Origin of the sequence: Pseudoxanthomonas sp. UTMC 1351 (genome assembly GCF_040948865.1) — a bacterium.
Classification (GTDB): Bacteria; Pseudomonadota; Gammaproteobacteria; order Xanthomonadales; family Xanthomonadaceae; genus Pseudoxanthomonas_A.
The window spans coordinates 184,981-205,912 of sequence record NZ_JAVGJT010000017.1; the positions used below are offsets into that span (position 1 = coordinate 184,981).

The 20,932-nt window shown below is 63.3% G+C and carries 18 protein-coding genes; 5 read left to right on the top strand and 13 right to left on the bottom strand.

Going from position 1 to position 20,932, the window contains the following annotated elements:
* Positions 1-19 precede the first annotated feature (19 nt).
* The gene (locus AB6O04_RS12915) at positions 20-1,375 is read left to right on the top strand and encodes a TolC family outer membrane protein (RefSeq protein ID WP_368564407.1); all 1,356 of its coding nucleotides are present in this window, start codon (positions 20-22) and stop codon (positions 1,373-1,375) included.
* A 213-nt stretch (positions 1,376-1,588) separates the two neighbouring features.
* On the opposite strand, the gene waaA is transcribed toward AB6O04_RS12915, so the two are convergent.
* A complete protein-coding gene (waaA, locus tag AB6O04_RS12920; RefSeq protein WP_368564434.1) occupies positions 1,589-2,878 on the bottom strand; it encodes a lipid IV(A) 3-deoxy-D-manno-octulosonic acid transferase in 1,290 nt (429 codons plus the stop codon).
* 180 nt (positions 2,879-3,058) lie between these two features.
* On the opposite strand from waaA, the gene AB6O04_RS12925 reads away from it, so the two are divergent.
* Positions 3,059-3,973: an LpxL/LpxP family Kdo(2)-lipid IV(A) lauroyl/palmitoleoyl acyltransferase gene (locus AB6O04_RS12925; RefSeq protein ID WP_368564409.1), complete on the top strand. Its 915-nt coding sequence runs from the start codon at positions 3,059-3,061 to the stop codon at positions 3,971-3,973.
* On the opposite strand, the gene AB6O04_RS12930 is transcribed toward AB6O04_RS12925, so the two are convergent.
* The 5 genes from AB6O04_RS12930 to AB6O04_RS12950 form a co-directional block, all read right to left on the bottom strand.
* Positions 3,964-5,325 carry an O-antigen ligase family protein gene (locus AB6O04_RS12930; protein ID WP_368564410.1) on the bottom strand — a complete coding sequence of 454 codons (1,362 nt, stop codon included), beginning with the start codon at positions 5,323-5,325 and terminating at the stop codon, positions 3,964-3,966. The genes AB6O04_RS12925 and AB6O04_RS12930 overlap by 10 nt on opposite strands.
* On the bottom strand, positions 5,297-6,436 hold the full coding sequence (locus AB6O04_RS12935; protein ID WP_368564412.1) for a glycosyltransferase: 1,140 nt from the start codon (positions 6,434-6,436) through the stop codon (positions 5,297-5,299). Before AB6O04_RS12935 ends, AB6O04_RS12930 begins: the two co-directional genes overlap by 29 nt.
* Positions 6,437-6,504: 68 nt before the next feature.
* The gene (locus AB6O04_RS12940) at positions 6,505-6,702 is read right to left on the bottom strand and encodes a zinc-finger domain-containing protein (protein WP_368564413.1); all 198 of its coding nucleotides are present in this window, start codon (positions 6,700-6,702) and stop codon (positions 6,505-6,507) included.
* A gap of 157 nt (positions 6,703-6,859) precedes the next feature.
* Positions 6,860-7,438, bottom strand: coding sequence for a YceI family protein (locus AB6O04_RS12945; RefSeq protein ID WP_368564414.1), 579 nt, complete (start codon positions 7,436-7,438; stop codon positions 6,860-6,862).
* Positions 7,439-7,474: 36 nt separating this feature from the next.
* Positions 7,475-8,068, bottom strand: a complete 594-nt coding sequence (locus AB6O04_RS12950; protein WP_368564415.1) for a malonic semialdehyde reductase — start codon at positions 8,066-8,068, stop codon at positions 7,475-7,477.
* A gap of 123 nt (positions 8,069-8,191) precedes the next feature.
* Between AB6O04_RS12950 and AB6O04_RS12955 the strand changes: the two genes are divergently transcribed.
* Positions 8,192-9,169: a mitochondrial fission ELM1 family protein gene (locus tag AB6O04_RS12955; RefSeq protein ID WP_368564416.1), complete on the top strand. Its 978-nt coding sequence runs from the start codon at positions 8,192-8,194 to the stop codon at positions 9,167-9,169.
* 147 nt (positions 9,170-9,316) lie between these two features.
* Here AB6O04_RS12955 and glnE read toward each other — a convergent pair whose 3' ends face one another.
* From glnE to AB6O04_RS12970, 3 genes are all read right to left on the bottom strand, one after another.
* The gene (gene glnE / locus AB6O04_RS12960; RefSeq protein ID WP_368564435.1) at positions 9,317-12,130 is read right to left on the bottom strand and encodes a bifunctional [glutamate--ammonia ligase]-adenylyl-L-tyrosine phosphorylase/[glutamate--ammonia-ligase] adenylyltransferase; all 2,814 of its coding nucleotides are present in this window, start codon (positions 12,128-12,130) and stop codon (positions 9,317-9,319) included.
* A 206-nt stretch (positions 12,131-12,336) separates the two neighbouring features.
* Positions 12,337-12,993, bottom strand: coding sequence for a lipoyl(octanoyl) transferase LipB (gene lipB, locus AB6O04_RS12965; RefSeq protein WP_368564417.1), 657 nt, complete (start codon positions 12,991-12,993; stop codon positions 12,337-12,339).
* Positions 12,990-13,268: a DUF493 family protein gene (locus AB6O04_RS12970; protein WP_368564418.1), complete on the bottom strand. Its 279-nt coding sequence runs from the start codon at positions 13,266-13,268 to the stop codon at positions 12,990-12,992. The genes lipB and AB6O04_RS12970 overlap by 4 nt, the downstream gene beginning before the upstream one ends.
* Before the next feature lie 129 nt (positions 13,269-13,397).
* On the opposite strand from AB6O04_RS12970, the gene AB6O04_RS12975 reads away from it, so the two are divergent.
* Positions 13,398-14,339, top strand: a complete 942-nt coding sequence (locus tag AB6O04_RS12975) for a CsgG/HfaB family protein (protein ID WP_368564420.1) — start codon at positions 13,398-13,400, stop codon at positions 14,337-14,339.
* Between the two features lie 211 nt (positions 14,340-14,550).
* Positions 14,551-15,420 carry an EamA/RhaT family transporter gene (locus AB6O04_RS12980; protein WP_368564421.1) on the top strand — a complete coding sequence of 290 codons (870 nt, stop codon included), beginning with the start codon at positions 14,551-14,553 and terminating at the stop codon, positions 15,418-15,420.
* Positions 15,421-15,655: 235 nt separating this feature from the next.
* Here AB6O04_RS12980 and AB6O04_RS12985 read toward each other — a convergent pair whose 3' ends face one another.
* From AB6O04_RS12985 to rodA, 4 genes are all read right to left on the bottom strand, one after another.
* Positions 15,656-16,855 (bottom strand): D-alanyl-D-alanine carboxypeptidase family protein, encoded by a 1,200-nt coding sequence (locus AB6O04_RS12985; RefSeq protein WP_368564423.1) that lies wholly within the window; start codon positions 16,853-16,855, stop codon positions 15,656-15,658.
* Between the two features lie 116 nt (positions 16,856-16,971).
* Positions 16,972-18,240 carry a septal ring lytic transglycosylase RlpA family protein gene (locus AB6O04_RS12990; protein WP_368564424.1) on the bottom strand — a complete coding sequence of 423 codons (1,269 nt, stop codon included), beginning with the start codon at positions 18,238-18,240 and terminating at the stop codon, positions 16,972-16,974.
* Positions 18,237-19,397, bottom strand: a complete 1,161-nt coding sequence (gene mltB / locus AB6O04_RS12995) for a lytic murein transglycosylase B (protein ID WP_368564436.1) — start codon at positions 19,395-19,397, stop codon at positions 18,237-18,239. The genes AB6O04_RS12990 and mltB overlap by 4 nt, the downstream gene beginning before the upstream one ends.
* Positions 19,398-19,641: 244 nt before the next feature.
* Positions 19,642-20,760 carry a rod shape-determining protein RodA gene (gene rodA, locus AB6O04_RS13000; protein ID WP_368564425.1) on the bottom strand — a complete coding sequence of 373 codons (1,119 nt, stop codon included), beginning with the start codon at positions 20,758-20,760 and terminating at the stop codon, positions 19,642-19,644.
* Between the last annotated feature and the right edge of the window lie 172 nt (positions 20,761-20,932).

The following is a 20,932-nucleotide window of genomic DNA, read 5'->3' on the forward strand; positions in this document are numbered from 1 at the left end:
AAAGACAAAAGGAAACCGCATGAGCCGTCGCCCCCTCGTACTCGCGCTCGCCCTGGCATTGCCGTTTACCGCCAACGCCGCCGATCTGTTGCAGACCTATGAATTGGCCCGGACCGGTGATCCGCAGCTGTCCGTCGCAGAGTCCAACCGGCTGTACAACAAGGAAGGCGCGGTGCAGGCACGCGGAGCTTTGTTGCCGCAGATCAGCGGCGATGCGAGCCTGACCCGCAGCAAGTCCAAGCCCGATGGCGGTTCCTGGACCGACAGCAGCACCTCGCGCTCCTACGGCCTGGTCGCGAGTCAGACATTGTTCGATTGGAGCCGTATCGCCAACCTGAAAGGCCAGAAGGCCATCAGCCAGGCGGCCGATTACGACTTGGCTTCCGCCAACAATGAGCTGATCACCCGGACTTCGGCGGCTTACTTCAACGTTTTGGTGAGCATCGAGTCGCTTGCTGCCGCCGAGACCAACGAGGCGGCGTCGAAGAAGCAGTTCGACTACGCGCAGAAGCGTCTTGACGTTGGCCTTGCCCCGATCACCGACGTGCACGAAGCGCGCGCGCAGTACGACAGCGCGCGAGCCGACACGATCCTGGCGCGCAACGCGCTGGATGATGCCTACCGTGCGTTGACCGAGATCACCGGCCAGCCCCTCGTCAACCTCAAAGGTCTGCCCGACGACTTCCGTCCCGAGCTGCCACCCGAACAAAATGCCGAGAGCTGGGTTGCCCGCGCGGTCGAGCAGAACCCGGCGTTGAAGTCCAGCGAATATCAGGTGCAATCCGCCGAGTACGGTGTCTCCAGCGCACGCGCCGGCCACTACCCAACCCTCGCCTTGCGCGGCACCTACGGTCGCGATGCGGCTTGGGGTGGTTCCAGCCCGGTGGGCAACCAGTCCTTCGACGGCGATTCGCAGTCGATCGGGGTGACCCTCAGCGTGCCGATTTTCTCTGGCGGCATCACCCAATCGCAGGTGCGCCAGGCGCTGGCCCAGCGCGATATCGCGCAAGACCAGTACGAACAGCAGAAACGCGCACTGGTCCGCAACACCAGCAACGCTTATCAAGCGCTGGTGGCCGGCGTGAGCGAAGTGGAAGCACGCCGTCTGGCCGTGGTGTCCGCGCAGGCTGCACTGGATGCCTCGCAGGTGGGCCTGGAAGTGGGCACCCGTACCGTGCTGGACGTGTTGCAGAACCAGCGCACGCTGTTCCAGGCACAAGTGGAGTATGCAAGCTCCAAATACCAGTTCCTGCAAAATCGCCTGTCGCTCGAGCAAGCGGCCGGCACGCTGGACGTCAACGATCTGCAGGACATCAACCGCCTGCTTACCGCCGATGCCGAAGCGCGGTTGGCGCCGATTCCGGTCGTCCAGTAAGGCACTACGCTGCGGCTGAAGCGCGTTTCGAATGCGGTATTCAACGGCGAGCCTAGGCTCGCCGTTGTCGTTTGAGGCGGGGACCGGAGGCCGGGGATCAGGGGCCAGAGAAGGCAAAGGCAAAGGAAAAGCAAAACAACAGCAACAGCGGCAGCAAAAAGAGGAATCGATTAGACAGGAAGACACGCTCTTCCTGGCCCCTGGTCCCTGCTTCTAGGGCAAATCAGGTGCAATCAGTTCCAACGTGCGCGGCAAGGCACCGCGTCCATGCTCCACCAGCGAGCGCCCTGCCTTCGCCATGGCCGTGCGTAGTTCAACATCAGCCAATAGCCGTTCAAGCGCTTTCGCAATTCCCTTCGCATCGGGTTCGATATCCAGCGCACCGGCTTCCCGCAACTGCTTGGAAATCTCGGCGAAGTTATGCAGATGCGGGCCCGTCACCATGGGTGTTCCGACCGCCGCCGGTTCCAGCAGGTTATGTCCTCCGATCGCCTGCAGGCTACCGCCGACGAAGGCGACATCGGCGCAGGCATAGAACGCAGTCAGTTCGCCCAAGGTGTCGATGACAAAAACGTCGGTCGTCTCATCCGGCCAGCCGGACGCACGCCGGGCGGCGGTATGCAAACCGGCCTCCTGCGCCTGTTCCATTACGCGCGGGAACCGCTCCGGATGGCGCGGCGCCCATAACATCAACAAATCCGGCCAGCGTTTGCACAGCTTGCGGTGGACTTCCAGTACCGCCGCTTCCTCGTCCTCATGCGTGCTGGCGGCGATCCATACCGGCCGTGCGCGTCCCATATGTTGGCGAAACTCAGCGGCCAACGCGTCAACGTTGTCCGGCACGCGCACGTCGAACTTGAGGTTGCCGATATCGGCCACCTGTCCCGGCGCGGCACCCAGTGCGACGAAACGCTCGGCATCGGCAGCCGATTGCGCGGCAATGCGCTTGACGGTGCGCAGCGCGCGCGCGATCAGTGGTCGCAGAATGCTGTAGCCACGCAGCGAACGCGCTGACAGCCGCGCATTTAGGATATAGGTAGGAATGCCACGATCCTGGCAGCCGAACAACAGATTCGGCCACAGCTCGGTTTCCATCACCAACGCCACTCTTGGCTGGTAGTGGTCCAAAAACCGACCTACCGCGCCCGGCAGATCGTACGGCGCATAGACATGCTGGACGCCATCGTTCCATAAAGCGCGCGCACGGTCCGAGCCAGTCGGCGTGATGGTGGTGACAACCCAGCGCAGATCCGGGCGGTGGCGGCGCAAGGCGTCGATCACCGGTGCGGCGGCGTTGACTTCGCCCACCGACACCGCATGCAACCAGATGTCGGCCTGTGGCGGCGTTTGATCGTAGACACCGTAACGTTCGTCCCAGCGCTGGAAATATTCACGAAAGCGAAAGCCGCGCCAGATCAGGTGATACACGGTGACCGGAAGCAACAGATACAGCACGACCGAATACAGGCCGCGCAGCAATCTTTCGGTCAGGTCGTTCCCCATCGGGATAAGGATAGGTAAGAACCTGTTCAAAGTCTTGCTGCGCTTGCCAGCTGGCGCGCGTGCGGTGCTCGAAATGCTCATGTACCCGTACGTACACTGCGCTTTCTGCGCTCCGCCACGCGCCACCCGGCTGCGCTCGCGACAGACTTTGAACAGGTTCTAAGCCGCTAGAATTACGCCATGGCCGATGCAAACAAGACTGAACGCGCCCCCTTATCTCCCCGGCACTGGCCCATGTGGTTGGCGCTCGGTGTCATGGTCGCCGCAGCGCATCTGGCGTGGCCGTTGCAACGGCTCCTTGGGCGGCTCGTCGGTTGGCTGGCGCCCTATCTGGCGTCCTCGCGAAGGCGCGCCGCCGAGGTAAATCTGCGGTTGTGCTTTCCCGATTGGGACGAGGCGCAGCGCAAACAGTTGCTGGATGAAAGCTTCGAGGCGTTGGGAATCGGACTGTTCGAGTTCATCCGTGCCTGGTGGGGTCCGGTTGCGCCAATGCGGCGCGGCCTGCACATCGAAGGCTTGGAGCATCTGCAAGCGCTACGCGATCAGGGTCGCGGCGTGCTGATGGTGTCAGGCCATTTCATGACACTGGAGTTGTGTGGCCGGCTGATGTGCGACTACGTGCCATTGGCCGGCATGTATCGGCGCCACCGCAATCCGGTGTTTGAATGGGCGGTCAAGCGAGGCCGCCTACGTTATGCGGTGCATATGTTCACCAACGAAGAGATCCGCGGCGCCGTGCGCCATCTGAAGCAAGGCGGGTTCCTGTGGTATGCGCCGGACCAGGACATGCGCGGCAAGGACACGGTATTCGCACCCTTCTTCGGCGTGCCTGCGGCTACGATTACCGCCACACATCAGCTGGCGCGTCTGACCGGATGCGCGGTGGTGCCGTTCTTCCATCGCCGTGAAGGCGGCCGCTACATACTGCGCGTAGCACCACCGCTGGAAAATTTCCCCTCGTCCGATCCCGTAGCCGACAGCGCGCGAGTCAACGCGCAGATCGAGGCGATGGTGCGGGAAGCGCCGGCACAGTATCTATGGATCCACCGCCGCTTCAAGCGCCAGCCGGGTGGGCGCAGCGCGTTTTACGATTGAGGTTGAGACTGCGCGCTATTCGACTGAGGCGCTTCTTCATCGCGCGCCAGCAGGCTGCCGGCATATAGCGCGGCCAGCATCAGCGACAACCCGCCCCAGAAGGTGGAATAGAACGCCAGATGAGTATTGAAGGGAAACACGGTGACGGCCAGCGCCAGCATCGCCGGACGCGCGCGCTCCTTTGCCACCGGCGTCGCAAAGCGCCAGGCACGCCAGGCCAGCGCCGCACCCGCCAGCCATAACAGCAAACCGATCGCACCGGTTTCACTGAGGATTTCCAGCACGATCTGATGCGCATGCAATGCGGGGCCGCCTCCCCAGATCGGGTTGCCGCCGGGCGCGGGATCGCAGGCCGGATAAACCTCGCGGAAGCTGCGCGCGCCCACGCCATTGATTGGATGCTGCTGCACCATGCACCACGCGGCGCTCCAAATCTGGCCGCGTCCCGAGAGTGCCGCGTCGACACCTGCTTCGTCCGCGGTCAAGGCATGCGTTGTGCGCTGCAGGCGCTCCCGAAACTGCGCCGATGTCAGGCCCAGCACGGCCAGGACCAAGGCGCCAAAAACAAACACCGAAAGCAGCCGCTTCCAACCCAATAGCCGCCAGCCTGAAAACAACAACACCAACGCATAAGTGATCCAAGCAGCGCGCGCGCCCGCCAGCAGCACGACGACTCCAATGGCGGCCGCCGACAACAACCAACCCACCGTACCAAAGCGCTTGGCGGCCGCGAACAGCAGGAAAGGCGACATGCTGGCCATCACCACGCCGAGCTTCAGATTGCACGGGCCCATGAAACCGCTGAGGCGATCGAGCTGCTCCACTTCTTCCGGCGTGCACATGCCGTGGTCGCTAACCAGTTGCTTCAACTGGTCCAGCCCCCAGAACAGCGGACTGGTGCCAAACACCACCTGCAACAACGCATCCAAGGTCCAGACAGCGACGATGACGGCCAGGCCACCCAGCGTGACGCGACGGCCACGTGAGTTGGCTACTGCGGCAGCCGTCAGCCACAGGAACGGCAGATAGCGCAGATCCACCACCGACTCACGCAAGGCGCGGCCGATGTCCACCGAATCGATCGCCGAGATCGGCTGCGGGAGCCAGTAGGCGAAGAACAACGCGCTGGTCAGCGCCCAGGCCGGCCCGCTCAGCAACTGCGTGCCGCCGCGGAATCGTGCGAACAACAACCGGACGATTGCCGCCATCGCCCCCAGTACCATCACCCCTTCTGCGTAGCCTGGCGCAGGCCACAACGCCACGAAGGTCAGCACCCACGCCGGTGCCCAGCGCCATCCCTGCGCGGGCCGGCGAGCAACGGAATCAGCGGGAAGGACTTGGCTTTGGGTCATTGGCGAGTTCGCAGTAGAGGGCCAGCGTAGCGTCCTGCATCGCACGCAACGTATAGGCGTCCATCGTAGCCAAAGGCGATGGCGGATGCTTTAGCAATGCTTGGCAGGTCCTCAGCAGGGCGTTTTCGTCGAATGCGGGCACCGCGCCCTGCGGCTGCAACTCCGCCAGCAACTCGCCGACACCGCCATGCGCCCAACCCACTACCGATCGGCCCACCGACAGCGCTTCGATGACCGTACGCCCGAAGGCCTCTGGCTTGCGCGACAGTTGCAGCACCAGATCCGACGCCGCATAAGCTTCGGCGATGCGCGAGGTAGGCGCTGCGAACAGGGCTGCTTCGGCAATACCCAGTCGGCGTGCTTCTTCTTCCATCTCTTGGATGTACGCCTCGCGTCCCGGCTCGCGCGCACCCGGCAGCCACAGACGCGCATCACTGCCGGCCTGCCGAAGCCCTGCCAGCAAACGCAGCGCATCCGCGTGCCCTTTCAGGCGCGTGCCGCGACCCGGCAACAACAGCAACGGTCCGTCGCCGCCAAGTTGCGGAAACTGATCTGCGATCCGCGCGCGCGTAGCGCGGTCAGGCCACGGCGCACATGGAAACTGCGTGGTATCAATGCCGCGCGGGATAACCCGGAGTTTCTCGTTCCGGCTGCGCGGATAATGCTCCCGCACATAACGGCGCACGGTATCGGATACGCAGATCACTCGTTCGCCATAGGTCATCACGGCGCTGTATATGCCCGGGGAATTGAGCCCGTGCACGGTGGTGACGAAATGCGGCCGTTGCGGCGACGGAATCGCATTCACCGCCTTCCATCCCAACCAGGCAGGCAAGCGTGAACGTGCGTGCACGATATCCACGTCTTCCCGCAAAAAAACGCTGCGCAGTGTTCGAACATGGCGCAGCGTCAGCAGCGACTTGCGGCCGATATCCAGCGTGATGTGTTCCGCGCCGGCCTTTTCCACCAGAGGCAGCAACCGCCCTCCGGCCGATACCACGATGGCTCGGTGACCCGCGCGTACCAGCGCTTCAGCCACCTCGATCGTGGATCGCTCGACACCACCGGACTCGAGCGCCGGCAGCAGCTGGACGACCGTTAGGCGACGCATCGGCGCTTGGTCCGTCGCCAGGGCTTACCAACGCTTAGAGCGGTGTACGCCATAAGCGTTAGCGGGCCCTAGTCAATCAGGACGAAGTGCGAGCCACAGTAGGGACATAGCACGTCGCCACCGGGCGCATCTTCGATGGCCAGATAGACGCGCGGATGCGAGTTCCACAGCGCCATCGACGGCAACGGGCAGCTCAGCGGCAGGTCGGCGCGGTGCACGGTGTAGCGCTTCTCGGCATTGGCGGGCGCGTTGGCGGTCTGGCTCATGGCGGCGTGGGAGCTGGGAAACGAGGACCGCGAGTTTACCACCAGTGCCGAGTTGCCTCCGGTAAGCACGTGCAGGCAAAGAAAAGCCGCCCCGCGAAGATCGGGGGGCGGCGGAAAAGCAGATCGTGGAGCTGAGAAGGGGCGCTCAGCAGGAGACTTACTCGGCCTTTGGCACGAGGGCCTCGGTGGTGATTCGCAGCTTCACTTCGTCGCTGACGTTGGGCACGTACTTGCCCACGCCGAACGCGGTGCGGCTGACGGTGGCGGTGGCGTCGAAACCGATCGCGGCGCGCTTGGCCATGGGCTGCTCACCGGCTTTATTCAGCGTCACATCCAACACCACCGGCTTGGTGACGTCCTTGATGGTCAGATTGCCGGTGACCTTCAGCTTGCCCTTGCCAGCGGATTCCACCTTGGTGCTCTTGAAGGTGGCCGCCGGAAACTTCTCAGCGTCGAAGAAATCGCCGCTGCGCAGGTGTGCGTCGAAATCGGCGACGAAGCTGTTCAAACCGGACATCGGCAAGGTCACCTGCACGCTGGAAGCGGACACGTTTTCGGCGTCATACACGATGGTGCCGTCGGCCTTGCCGAAGTGGGCACTGGGATTGGAGAAGCCGAAGTGGCTCCACTGCGCCAGCACGTCGGTATGGTTGGGATCGATCTTGTAGGTGACCGGAGCGGCGAAAACGGAACCGGCAAAGGCCAGCAGTGCAGCGGCGAGCAGGGTCTTGCGCATGGGGTGTCTCCTTGGAGTTGTGGTGTGTGGCGCGGGTCAATCGATGCGGCAGGCTTCGTCAAAACCGAGTCGTGGCAGGCGCGGGAACACACCCACGGGGTCGCCATAACCCAGGTTGACCAGAAAGTTGGACTTGATAGCTGTGCCGGCGAAGAATGCTTCGTCGACCTTGACGTTGTCGAAGCCGGACATCGGCCCGGCGTCCAGGCCTAGCGCACGTGCCGCCAGGATCAGATAGGCGCCTTGCAGGCTGCCGTTGCGAATCGCGCGCTCGTAGCGGGCTTCACGCGGACCGGCGAACCAATCCTTGGCATCCGGCGCGTGCGGAAACAGATAGTTGATCTTCTCGTGGAAATCCAGGTCGTAGCCGACAATCACAGTAACCGGCGCGGCCATGGTTTTCTTGTAGTTGCCCGCATCCAAGGCCGGGCCCAGCTTGGCCTTTGCAGTCTGCGACTTCACGAACACGAAGCGCGCCGGTGTCGAGTTGGCCGCGGTGGGGCCCCACTTCAACAGGTCGTACAGCGCACGCAGCTGCGAGTCCTCTACCGGCTTATCCAGAAAAGCGTTCTGAGTGCGAGCGGTGCGGAACAGCTGATCCAACGCAGAGGAGTCGAGGACTTCTGACATGCAATTTCCTATGGAGTGGGCAAATGAGGCGATCGGATTGGCGACCACCGCAAACAAGCGGCCAGTGTAGAGTGTCCCGGCTATGGCAAGATGCAACCGCTCCGGAACGGATTGTTTTAATAAATGGAACAAATCCCTGCCTTTGCCTTGGATTCCGCACGTCTCTGGACGTTGACGGACGGCAACGCTGGCAATCTGCGGCAAGCAGAGGCATTGGCGCGTGCATTGAAGTTCGACGGATCCGCCAAGCACTGGAAACTGGCTCCGCATGCGCCGTGGCGTTGGTGGGCGCCTCGGCTGGGTCCGGCGGCGGGGCACGCATTCGGCACGGCCTTCGCGCATGCGCTCGCGGTGCCGCCGCAAGTCGCCATTGGATGTGGCCGCCAAGGCGCGTTGGCTACCCGGCTGCTGCGCCGGCAAGGTGCCAAGACCGTGCAGATCCTGGACCCGCGGATCGATCCGCACCATTGGGATCTGGTGATCGCACCGGAGCACGATGGCCTGCAAGGCCGCAACGTGGTGCAGGTGCAAGGCAGCCTGAATCCCGTGGACGATGCGTGGCTGATGGAAGCGCGCCAACGCTTCGCCACTTTTGCCGACCTGCCGCAACCGCGAACCGCTGTTTTATTGGGCGGCAACAGCGCGCATGCGCGTTTCGACCGCGGCGCCTTCGAAGTGCTGGCGGCGAAACTTGAAGTCGCCTTGGCGCGCGAGGGTGGCAGCTTGCTTGTCACCACCTCGCGACGCACCTCCGAGAAAGTAATTGCACCGCTTCGTCATCGTTTCATCGAAACGCCGGGCGTGGTGTGGTGCGGCGAAGCCGACGGGGAGAATCCGTATGCCGGCTTGCTGGCCTGGGCGGATCGGATCGTCTGCTCGCCGGATTCGGTAAACATGATTTCCGAAGCCTGCGCCACACGTGTGCCCGTGCATGTCTTCGATCCCGCCCGAGTCCGCGGTCGCCCGCGCCGCTTTCTCGATGCGCTGCTGCGCAGCGGACGCATCCGTGCGGTGGATGGCGCGCTGGCCAATTTCGATGTCGAGCCGCTGCGGGAAACCGCACGCGTTGCGGCTATCGTGCGGGAGCGGCTGGCGCTGTAGATGCCTCCAACATTTTAGAGCTTCACTGTGGGAGCGACGTAAGTCGCGACGTTGATGTTTCCGGTCGCGACTCACGTCGCTCCCACAAGGATGCTATGTCGGTACCGCCGCCATGACGGGTTGACACCTGAATATAGGATCTCGACCCTACGACAGAGCAAACTCCAAGTCATGCGCGTGCAGCGCATTCCTTACCGCCGTGCGCGCTGTGGCAATGGCATCGTTCTCCGGCACCAATCGCGGGCGGCGATCGAGCGCACAGGCCAGTCCTTCCGCCAGGAACACCGCATGCGCGTCGGTCAGCGCGCGTGCGGTTGCCTCATCGAAGTAACCGCCCGCGTGCAAAGCCGCAATCAGCGAACCGGTGTTACGAGGCGCCAACAGCGCCGATGCCGAAGACGAATCCCGCAGCACGCAGTACTGCAACAGGAATTCCAAATCAACCAAACCGCCCTCGCCCTGCTTCAGATCGAAACGGGCAGCGTCGGTGCGGTCCAACTCTCCGCGCATGCGCGTGCGCATCTTCATCACGTCATCGCGCAGTTGCTGCGGTTCTCTTGGCCGCGACAGGGTAAGGCGACGAATATCCTCGAAAGCCGCCAACAGATCCGCGTCGCCCGCGATGCCGCGCGCGCGAACCAGCGCCTGGTGTTCCCAGGTCCAGGCGCGATCACGTTGATAGTCGCCGTAGCTGGCCAGCGAAGAGACCAGCAATCCCTTGGCGCCATCCGGCCGCAGACGCACATCCACTTCGTAGAGACGCCCGGCGCCAGTCTCGGCACCGAGCAGCGCCACGATCTTCTGCGCCAAGCGCGCATACCAGCGACCCGCTTCCAACGGCCGAGCGCCATCGGACACCGTCGTGCTGTCGGCGTCGTAGAGGAACACCAAATCCAGATCGGAGCCGAAGCCCAGTTCTTCGCCGCCCAAGCTGCCATAGCCGACGATGGCGAAGCGGCCATCCGGCATGCGGCCGTGCGCCGCGGCGACTTCGGCCTGCGCCATTCGCAGCACCACGCACACGACCTCATCGGCCAGCCACGCCAGCTGGCGTGTACTGTCGCGTGGCGATTGGCGTTGGTCGAGCGTGGCCAACGCGGTGCGAAAACTCAGTGCCAACCGCCGCTCGCTGAGCGAACGCAGCGCGAGTTCCGGATCTTCCTCGCGTGCCGCGCTCTCGCACTCGGCACGCATCTGCGCGCGGTCCGGCATGGGTCCGGACACACGGATATCCAGCAGCTCGTCCAGCAACACGGGATGCAATGCCAGCCGCTCCGCCAGCAACGCACTGCGTGCCAGCACATCGACCAACCGCGCCAGCGCGCTGGGTTGTTCGTCGAGCAAGGCAAGATAACTGGCACGCCGCAGGATCGCCTGCAGCAGCGTCAGTACGCGCCTCAATGCTGCATCGGGATGCGAGGACCGCACGGCGGCTTCCAACAATGCCGGCACTACGCGGTCCAAACGCGAGCGCGCCGAATCGGACAAGCCGCGCACCCCTGAAGATTGAGCGAAATCGCGCAGCACGGCATCGGCGCCGGCAGCGTCCACAAAACCTGCCGTGGCCAACGTCTGTACTTCGCCATCCTCCGGCAGTGCCCGCCAGTACCGGTTCCATGCGTCGGGAGCGGCTTCGTGCCGCTCCACAGCCAGCAACTCGCCGAATTCACCGGTGACACGTTCGCGATGCATGTCCAACGCGGCCATGAGCGCCTGCCAATCGCTGTAGCCAAGACCGCGTGCAATGCGCTCCCGGTCGGTGGCGTCTTCCGGGAGCGCGTGCGTCTGTGCGTCGCGCAGCATCTGCAGGCGGTTCTCCAGGCGGCGCAGGAAACGATATGCCTCCGCCAGCACCGCGCCGTCCTCTGGCAGCACCTGCCGTGTTTCGACCAAGGCGTGCAGCGCGTGTTGCAACCGGCGTTCGCGCAGTGTGGCCTCGCGGCCGCCACGGATCAGTTGCAGCGCCTGCACCAGGAATTCGATTTCACGAATGCCTCCCGGACCGCGTTTGATGTCATCGGCCAATTCTCGCCGTGCCACTTCGGCAGCGATAGCTGCTTTCATGTCGCGCAAGCCATCCAGCGCGGTGAAATCCAGGTAACGGCGATAAACGAATGGGCGCAGCGATTGCAGCCAACGTTCGCCCGCTTCGATATCGCCCGCGACAGCGCGCGCCTTGAGCCAAGCATAACGTTCCCAATCGCGGCCTTCGCGCTGGAAATACTGGTCCATGCCGGCGAACGACAAGGCCACGCGGCCAGCATTGCCAAAGGGGCGCAAGCGCAGGTCGACGCGGTGGCAGAAGCCGTCCACGGTCGGTTCGTCCAACAGCTTCGCCAAACGTTGACCCAACCTCGCGAAATAGTCTTCGGCCGCCAGCGGTCGCGCACCATCGGACTCGCCGCCTTGTGGGTAGGCGTAGACAAGGTCGATATCGGAAGAAAAATTCAGTTCGCCGCCACCCAGCTTGCCCAGGCCGAACACCACCAGGCGCTGCGCGCTGCCATCGGCAGCGCGCACCACGCCATGTCGCTCGGCGAACTCGCGCTCCAACGCTTCCAACCCGGTTTGCAGGCAGATTTCGGCCAGCCGCGTACTGCCCGCCAAGGTCGCATCGACATCGTCCAGGTCATGCACGTCGCGCCAGATCAGGCGCGTGGATTCGGCGGTGCGGTAGCGGCGGAGCTGTTCTTGCCAGCGTGGGGATTCGTCGGGGTGCAATACCGGCGGCGTGACCGGTGCGGCGCCGTCGGTGTCCAGGAGAGACAGCAATAATTCCGGCTGCTTGTGCAGAGTCTCCAGCGCGAAGTCGCTGGCAAGGACAAGCTTCCCGACGCGCCCGGCAAGGCTCGCATCATTCAGACATGAGGCAACGGCCGGCGATATTTCGTGCAGGCGCGCCAAGCCGCGTTCGATCAGCGCTTCAGTGGAATCTTCGATGTATGGGATGGCGTCGTTCATGCCCGGAGATTGTGGCATGGCCAACTCTCGTGAAGTCGTCGCTCCGCGCCCCGGTAGCCCTTCGGTATGCGAGATCAAGAGCGCGCCGCAGCGCGTCCATGTGATGAACAAAGGGGCTTCGATCGCTCTTCGCTTTATCGCGATCTGGCAGGAAGAGCTCGCGGCGGGACGCCGCTCCTACATGGGCAAAGGCTGCCCTACCACCGCTACGCGGCTAGCGACAAATCCGGCAGTGCGTCTTCGCGTTGCAGCTGCAGGCCGAACTGCCTGGCGAGGTTTTCCAGCAACACCGTCTTCACCGCGTCCATCCCGGATGGGCCGCCGAGATCAGAAAGCGACGTGACTTGCAAACCCTGGTAGCCGCAGGGATTGATGCGATGGAAAGGTTCCAGGTCCATCGCGATGTTGAACGCCAGACCGTGGAAGGTGCAGCCGCGGCGCACGCGGATGCCCAATGCACCGATCTTGGCGCCGGCCACATAGACACCTGGCGCGCCGTCTTTTCGCAGGGCTTCGATGTTCCATTCGGCCAAGGTGTCGATCATGGCTTGTTCGATCTTGCACACGTACTCGCGCACACCCGTCTTCAGCCGCTTCAGATCGAATAACGGATACGCGACGATCTGGCCAGGCCCGTGATAGGTCACCTGCCCGCCGCGATCCACGTGCACCACCGGGATGTCGCCGGCCGCCAGAACATGTTCGGGTTTGCCGGCCTGTCCCAGGGTGAAAACCGGATCGTGCTCCACCAGCCACAACTCATCGGTGGTCGCTTCGCCACGTGTGTCGGTGAAGCGCTGCATGGCGCGCCATACCGGCTCGTAAGGCTGCCGGCCCAGTTCGCGGACGATGCAGGGACTCATATGGTCCACTTCACTTCCGGGTGATCGCGCATGGCGGCATGCGCCGCGTCATATTGCGCGCGGGTCTCGGCGCGGAACGCAATGCGTATCGATACAAATTTGCCGCTGGACGAATGCTTCCACGAAATTTTCTCGTGCAGCACCTCTATGCCGGCCACGTTCAACAGCCGGGGCAGCTCTGCCTCCAGGCCCATATCGGCGGTACCCATGGCGCTCAGCTCGAAGGTGCCGGGGAACTGAAAGCCGTGCTCGGGGTTATCGGATTTGATTTCCATGGGCCGATTATTGGGATGAACCGGCGCAAATCCAAGCGGAAGCCGGCCAATACCACCAGTACCGCTGGCCTGATCGGTGCCCCGCCGGCGTTATTGAGGGCTACATCCCGATGAAGACAGAACAAACCCATGAAACCGCAGTCCCTTGCCACGCTGGCCTTTGCGCTCTGCGCCGGCGCCAGCCTTGTGTCCCATCCGGCACACGCCCAGTCCGCACAGGCCCAGCGCGCCCAGAAGACCGCCGAAATCCCCACCTGCTCCCGCAGCCTGGGAACCCTGGCCGTCCTGGAGCCGGAAACCAACTGGTGGAGTTCCTATCAGCTGTCCTCGCCGGCTGCGCTGATCAAGGTCTTCGTCAGCAAATCGCGTTGCTTCACGCTGGTGGACCGCGGCAAGGGCATGGCGGCCATGCAGTCCGAACGCGCATTGGCTTCCGACGGCGACCTGCGCGGCGGTTCCAACTTGGGCAAGGGCCAGATCAAGGCGGCCGATTACGCGCTGGTGCCGGATCTGATCTCGCAGAATGCCAACGCCAGCGGCAACAATTTTGGTGGCCTGTTGGGTGGCCTGGTCGGCGGCCGCGCTGGCGCGGTGATTGGCGGCGTGAACCTCAAAAAGAAAACCGCGGACGTGGTGCTGACGGTCACCGACATGCGTTCGTCCGAACAAGTAGCGATGAGCGAAGGCCATGCCACCAAGACCGATTTGGGCTGGAGCGGCGGCGGCGCTATCTGGGCCGGTGGTCTGGCGGCCGGCGGTGCCAGCGGCTACTCCAATACCGAGGTGGGTCAGGTGATCACGCTGGCTTATCTGCAGGCGTACACCGATCTGGTCGGCCAGTTGGGCGGAATGCCGGCCAATGCGTCGGCAGCCAACGTGCAGCAAGCGGTGACGATGAACAAGCCCGGACGCCTGTTCACTTCGCCCGATGGCAAGACCGCGACACGTCCGCTGGATGCCGGCGCCATGCTCTACCCCACCGGCGCCAAGCAGGGCCAGATGTGGGAAGTGGAAGACGAACTGGGCAACAAGGGTTGGGTGTCGTCATTGCTGTTCGGACTCAGCAGGTAGGAGCAGCCGTCTCGGTGGTCGGAGCGCGCCAATCTTTGCTTATCTGCTTCTGTAGGAGCGCCGTCTCGACGCGAGCTCTTCGGCGCTTGTTTCCGTAGGAGCGCCGTCTCGGCGCGAGCTCTTCGCTTTCATCGAGATCTGACAGGGAGAGCTCGCGGCGGGACGCCGCTCCTACAAGCGATAATCGCGTTCCGCTTTCCTCCGGCGCGCCATGCTCTTCCTCATCTTCAGCGTCATCTGCAGCGTACTGGTTTCGGTGCAGCTGAAACTCGCTCAGCGCAAAGGCATCGCCACCACCGAGGCGATCGCTTGGAATTATCTGGCGGCAGCAAGCTTGTGCTGGCTCCTCCTGGATCCGCCCCTGAATGGTCCGGCTTTGAATCAGGCGCCGGCGGTATCGCTGGCAGCCCTGGCGCTGCTGTTGCCTGGGATATTCCTGGCGATGGCGGCATCGGTGAAGGTCGCCGGCATCGTGCGCACGGATATCGCGCAACGGCTATCGCTGGTGTTGTCGCTATTGGCGGCTTTTCTGCTGTTTGGCGAAAAGGCCGATGCGCTGAAGATCACCGGACTGGTGCTGGGTCTGGCGGCCATCGTCTGCCTGGTGGCGCGCAGCGAACCATCACCTGATGCCGCCCGTTCCTCCTCGCACTGGCTACTGCCGCTGGTGGTCCTGGTGGGCTATGCCAGCGTCGACATCCTGCTCAAGCGTATTGCCATCTCGGGCACTCCATTCGCCGTCTCGTTGCTGATCGCTTTCGCGGTGGCATTCGTGTTGATGATGGCGATGTTGATATGGCGACGCGTGCGTCACGGCCATCGCTTCACCCTGCCGGGGTTGCTGGCAGGACTGCTGTTGGGCGCCACCAACTTCGGCAACATCCTGTTCTATGTCCGTGCCCATCAAGCGCTTCCCAACAATCCCGCAGTGGTGTTCTCGATGATGAACATCGGCGTGGTCGTGCTGGGCACATTGGCGGGCGTGGTGGGCTTCGGCGAGCGTCTGAGCAGGCTCAACAAGCTGGCGATTCCGTTGGCCGTCGTGGCGATCCTGTTGATTGCGATGAGCTTGCGTGGGTAGTGATGCCTGCCCTTGCAGGAGCGACGTGAGTCGCGGCCGGAAACAAAAACAGCTTGGACACGGATCAACGCGGATTGCCGCGGATAAAGCATCTGAGGCTTTTATCCGTACCTATCCGCGTGATCCGCGTCTAAGACTTTCAATGTGTACGGTCGCGATTTGTGTCGCCGCCACAATGAAGATAGCGCGGGCATAAAAAAGCCGGCTTGCGCCGGCTTTTTTGATGCGGATCGGATCACTCCGATTCCCACCACATCCAGAAGCTGTCCCACAGACGCTTGAAAAAGCCCGCTTGTTCGACCGCGGCTACCGCCACCAGCGGAGCCTGCGATACGACCTTGCCGTCCAACCTCACCGTAACGGTACCGATGGCCTGGCCTGCGGCGATAGGGGCGACCAGTGTCTTGGGTACGTCCATGGTCGGCTTCAGCTGCTCGTACTTGCCGCGCGGCACGCTGACCAGCAGCGGTTGCGCCACGCCCAACTGCACTTCCTTGCTCTTGCCTTTCCAAACGTGCTGCGACGCTATGGCCTTGCCCACGTCGTACAGCCGGTGGGTTTCATAGAAGCGGAATCCCCAGTTCAACAGCGCCAGGCTGTCCTCGGCGCGTTGCTTTTCTGAGGTGGAACCCATCACCACGGCGACCAGGCGCTGATCGCCGCGCTGCGCGGAGCTCATCAGACAGTAACCGGCGCCGGAGTGGTGGCCGGTCTTGATGCCGTCGACGCTGCTGTCGCGCCATAGCAACAGATTGCGATTGGGTTGCGGGTTCATCCCGCCCACCTTGAATTCCTTGATCTTGTTGTACGCATACGCTTCCGGGTAATCGCGGATCAACGCGCGGCCCAGCAGCGCCAGATCGTAGGCGGTGGAATAGTGCTCAGGAGCGGACAGGCCGTGCGCATTGACGAAATGCGAGCCCTTCATGCCGATTTTGGCCGCGTAATTGTTCATCAACGCAGCGAAGGCCTCCTGGCTGCCGGCGGTGTGCTCGGCCAGTGCGATGGCGGCATCGTTGCCGGACTGCACCGCCATGCCCTTTTCCATTTCCACCAGCGGCGCGGTCTTGTTGACCTCGAAACCGCTGTAGCTGCCGTCGGTACCGGCACCACCTTCACGCCAGGCACGCTCGCTCATCATCACCTGGTCGTCGGAACGGATCTTGCCGTTCTTCAGCTCGGCCGCAATGGTGTAGGAAGTCAGCACCTTGGTGATGCTGGCGGGCTCGACGCGCTCGTTATAGTTCTCGCCGGCGAGCACCTGGCCGGTGATGTAGTCCATCAGCACCCAGGCGTTGCCTACCGGCTTGGGCGGAGGCGGAATGGCTACCGGCGCTTCAGCGCTTGGCGGAGCAGGTTGCGGCGCCGGTGTCTGTGCGAAGACGAGGCCCACTGCGGTAGTGGCCAGTGCGGCAAGGGCGAAACGGAACTTCATCGGATGCGAACTCCTGGGCAAGGCCGAGGCCTAATCGAATAAGGGGCAATTGTAGGGACGCTGGGCGCGAATAGGTCGCCATCCGCAAAAAGCGCTGAAAACCATGCGGCGACGGTTTATTCCCGCACCACCTGCGGGCGCTCGAAACCCAGACCGGCGATACGGCCTGCGAGTTCCGCTGCAGCGCTCAGGTCGGGCGCACCTACCCGAAGCCGCCAAAGCTTGCGGCCTTTGCTGTCCACGTCGCTCACGGTGGCACCGCCAATACCGGCCGCGGCCAGTTGCGCCACGGCGCGGTCTGCATTCTCGCGGCTGGCGAAACTCGCGACCTGCAGCTGGACCGACGGCGATGAAGACGGCGCAGCCGTTGCAACGGCTGCGGCAGGTGCCGCTGCCCGTGCGGACGCGCCTTTAGCCGGTGATTTGCCCGGCGCGGCGGTCGCGGTCGCGGCCACGGTCGCGGGCACTCCGGGCTTGCCGGTCGCCACGCGCACACCACGGGCTCTCATCCACGCGTCGAAGCTATCCGCGCTGGGCGAACCCTGGGCGTCGGGAGTGACGTGATAGCGCTGCGACGTGGCTGTCAGGGCGACTTCGGCCGCGGGTGCCGATCTTGGCGAAGCGGATTTCGGCAGCGCACTCACCAACTGATCCATGGCGCTGTCCTTGGCCGCGGGTATTGCGGATGGCGACTGCGATGCGGTCAGCGTACCGGTGTCGCCAGGCTTCAACGCACGCACTTCCACCCGGCCGGTGCCGCGTTGGGTGATGCCGAGCTTGACCGCAGCGGCATAGCTCAGATCGATGACCCGGCCTTCGTGGAAGGGGCCGCGGTCATTGACCCGCACGACCACCGAACGGCCGTTGTCGAGATTGGTAACGCGAGCGAAGCTGGGCAACGGCAACGATTTATGCGCGGCGGTGAAGGCGTACATGTCGTACACCTCCTGGTTGGAGGTGCGCCTGCCATGGAACTTGGCGCCGTAGTACGAGGCCGTGCCCCGCTCCACATAGCCATCCACGCGATCCATTACCCGGTATTGCTTACCCAGCACGGTATAAGGCGAACGATTGCCGACGGGCGAACGCGGTTCGTTGGTGACCGCGGGTTCGGTGATGCAATCCACATCCGGCACGTAGTCCGGCGTGGTGTCCGAAACGCCGGGAGCGTACAGCCCGCCCGCCTTGTAGTCCCCGCGCTTGCTGGGATCTTCCTGCGCTGGCGCATAGACACGGGCGCACTTTTTCGTGCTCCCTGTCGTTGAGCCCTGTCCCGGCGAGGGCATCGTCTTGCTGCCTTGGCCGAGTGGCTGTGATGGTTTCTTGGGTGCCGTGCCGCAGGCCGCCAAACCGGCCACCAGCAGAGGCAGCGCCAACCACCTCATGCCGGCGGAACCTCTTTACCGGCAATGGCTTGCGACAACTGATAGACGGCCATCGCATACATCTTGGAGTTGTTGTAGCGGGTAATGGCGTAGTAATTCTGGAAGCCCAGCCAATACTGCTTGCCGGCGCTGCCTTCCAGCGACACCAGCGTGGCGGTCGAGTCGGGGGCCACTGGCTCTACCGGGCGATAACCGCGCTGCGCCAGATCCGCCAGGGTGTAATCCGGCGTCCAGGTGTCCGGATTGAATTCCTGGAAGCCCTGCTGCAGTTCAGCGCGTGCTACCACCGGTCCACCCGGCACCCAGCCACCGCGCTCACCACCTTTCTTGCGGAAATAGTTGGCGATGGAAGCGAAAACGTCATCGAGGCTGCCGAACAGATCGCGCCGTCCGTCGCCATTGCCGTCTATCGCAAACTCGCGATAGCTGGACGGCATGAACTGGCCCAGTCCCATGGCGCCGGCATAGCTGCCAGTCAAGTTGGCGATGTCCAGCTTCTCTTCGCGGCCCAGGGCGAACAGCTGCGCCAGTTCGTCGCGGAAGAATTGTTCTCGCCGGTGTTCATAGGCCGCACGTTCCGGGTTGCCGCTGCGCGGATAGCGAAAGGCCAGCGTGTACAGCGCGTCCAGCACCTTGTGCCGTCCAGTGAAGCCGCCATAGCTGGTCTCCACACCGATGATGGAAACGATCATCTCGGCAGGCACGCCGTACTGCTGTTCCACTCGCGTCAATGCTGAGCGATGTTGCTCCAGGAACTTTCGTCCACCATCAACGCGTGCGGTCGTGAGAAAGCCGGTGCGGTACTCGCTCCACGGTTTCACTCGCTCGGCGGGACGCGACATGGCGGCCACGACGCTATCAAGGAACTGCGCTTTGGCCAGCGTCGATTCTATATAGGCCGGATCGATGGAATAGCGGGCTGCCGTGTCCCGAATGAAGTTTGCGCGTGCCGTAGCAAAATCGACAGGAGCCAGATTCTCCGGCGCCACTTCCGCCACCTTCTCCACCGACGTTTCCGCGGGCGTCACCGGCGCAATGGGCGGCGTCGGTGGCTTGCTGCCATTGACCGCTTGCGGCGTTGAAGTCGAAGACTGCGGCGGCGTCGCACAAGCGACGAGGCCGAACGTGAAAAAACAGACAAGTGCAGGCCGGATCATCGGCGCGAGGGTAGCATGGTGCATGAGGTGAAGCGTGAATCGTTGTTACGGGCAAAAGCGGGAACGGGGAACCGGGAACGGGGAATGATGGATCTTGTGATCGGGAAGATCACTAGCCACCGATGACATCAAAAGCACGCTTCCGCTCTTCTTTCTACCTGAGTACGCATACCCTGTGAAAGTCCGTGCTCGGTGCGCGAACGGAACAATTCATTCCCCGTTCCCCGCTCCCTGTTCCCCGCTCCTAATACCCATGCACCGGCCGGTGCGCGCGCACGGCCATCACCAGTCCCAAGCCGGCCAGCAGCGACACCGCTGAAGTACCACCGTAACTCAGCAATGGCATGGGCACGCCTACCACCGGCAACAATCCGGAAATCATGCCACCGTTGACGATGACATAGACGAAGAAGGCCATACTCAAGGATCCGGCCAGCAATCGGGAATACGTATCGCGAGCATCGATGGCGATCCACAGGCAGCGGCCGATCACGAACAGGTACAGAGCCAGCACCACGGCCACACCCACCCAGCCGAATTCCTCGGACAAAACGGCGAAGATGAAATCGGTGGTGTGTTCGGGCAGGTAGTCCAGATGCGACTGCGATCCCTGGCCCCAGCCTTTGCCGGTCAGGCCCCCGCCACCGATGGCGATCTTCGACTGAATGATGTTCCAGCCGGTGCCCAGGGGATCGTTCTCGGGGTTCAAGAACGTCAGGATGCGGTCCTTCTGGTAGGGACGCAGCAGCCAAAACCACGCCACCGGCGCCGCCGCGGCCACGCCGCCGACCGCAACACCCACCCACCACCAGGGCAGGCCCGCCAACAGCAATGCGAACACGCCGCTGGCGGCGACCAGCATGCCGGTGCCGAAATCCGGCTGTTGCAGAATCAACAGCGTGGGCAAGCCGATCAACACGGCGCAAATCACCACGGTGCGGAAGCGTGGCGGCAGCGGTTCGCGATGCAGATACCAGGCCATCATCATCGGCAGACTGATCTTCATCAGCTCGGATGGCTGGAAATAGAACAGCTTCAAGTCGATCCAGTGCTGGCCGTGCTTGCCGGTGCCAATGAACAACACCAGGATCAATGGCAAAAGCGATATGGCGAACACCCCCGGTGTCCACGAGCGCAACCGCGTCGACGGGACCCGCGACAATGCCCACATCGCCGCCAGCCCCACCGCGAAGCGCGCGCCTTGCTGCAGCATCAATCGGCTGCCCTGCGCCTCACCGCCTGCGCTGTAAAGCACCGCCAAGCCGATGCCCATCAACGCGGACAATGCGATCAGCAACGGCCAATCCAGTGTGCGCAGGAAATAGCGCAGCAGATCGACCAGCCAGCGCAGGATTTCGGTCATGAGAGCGGGGAACGGGGAATGGGGAACGGGGAATGGAGGTTGGCCGCGATCGGAATGTCGGCGCGGCAACGTTTAAGCCCCTCTCCCTTTGTTGCGACGGCGTACGGCATGCGCGCCATTGGCGCGCGTACGCCAGAGCGCCCGCGCAGCGGGCCGGGGCGCGAAGCGGGGG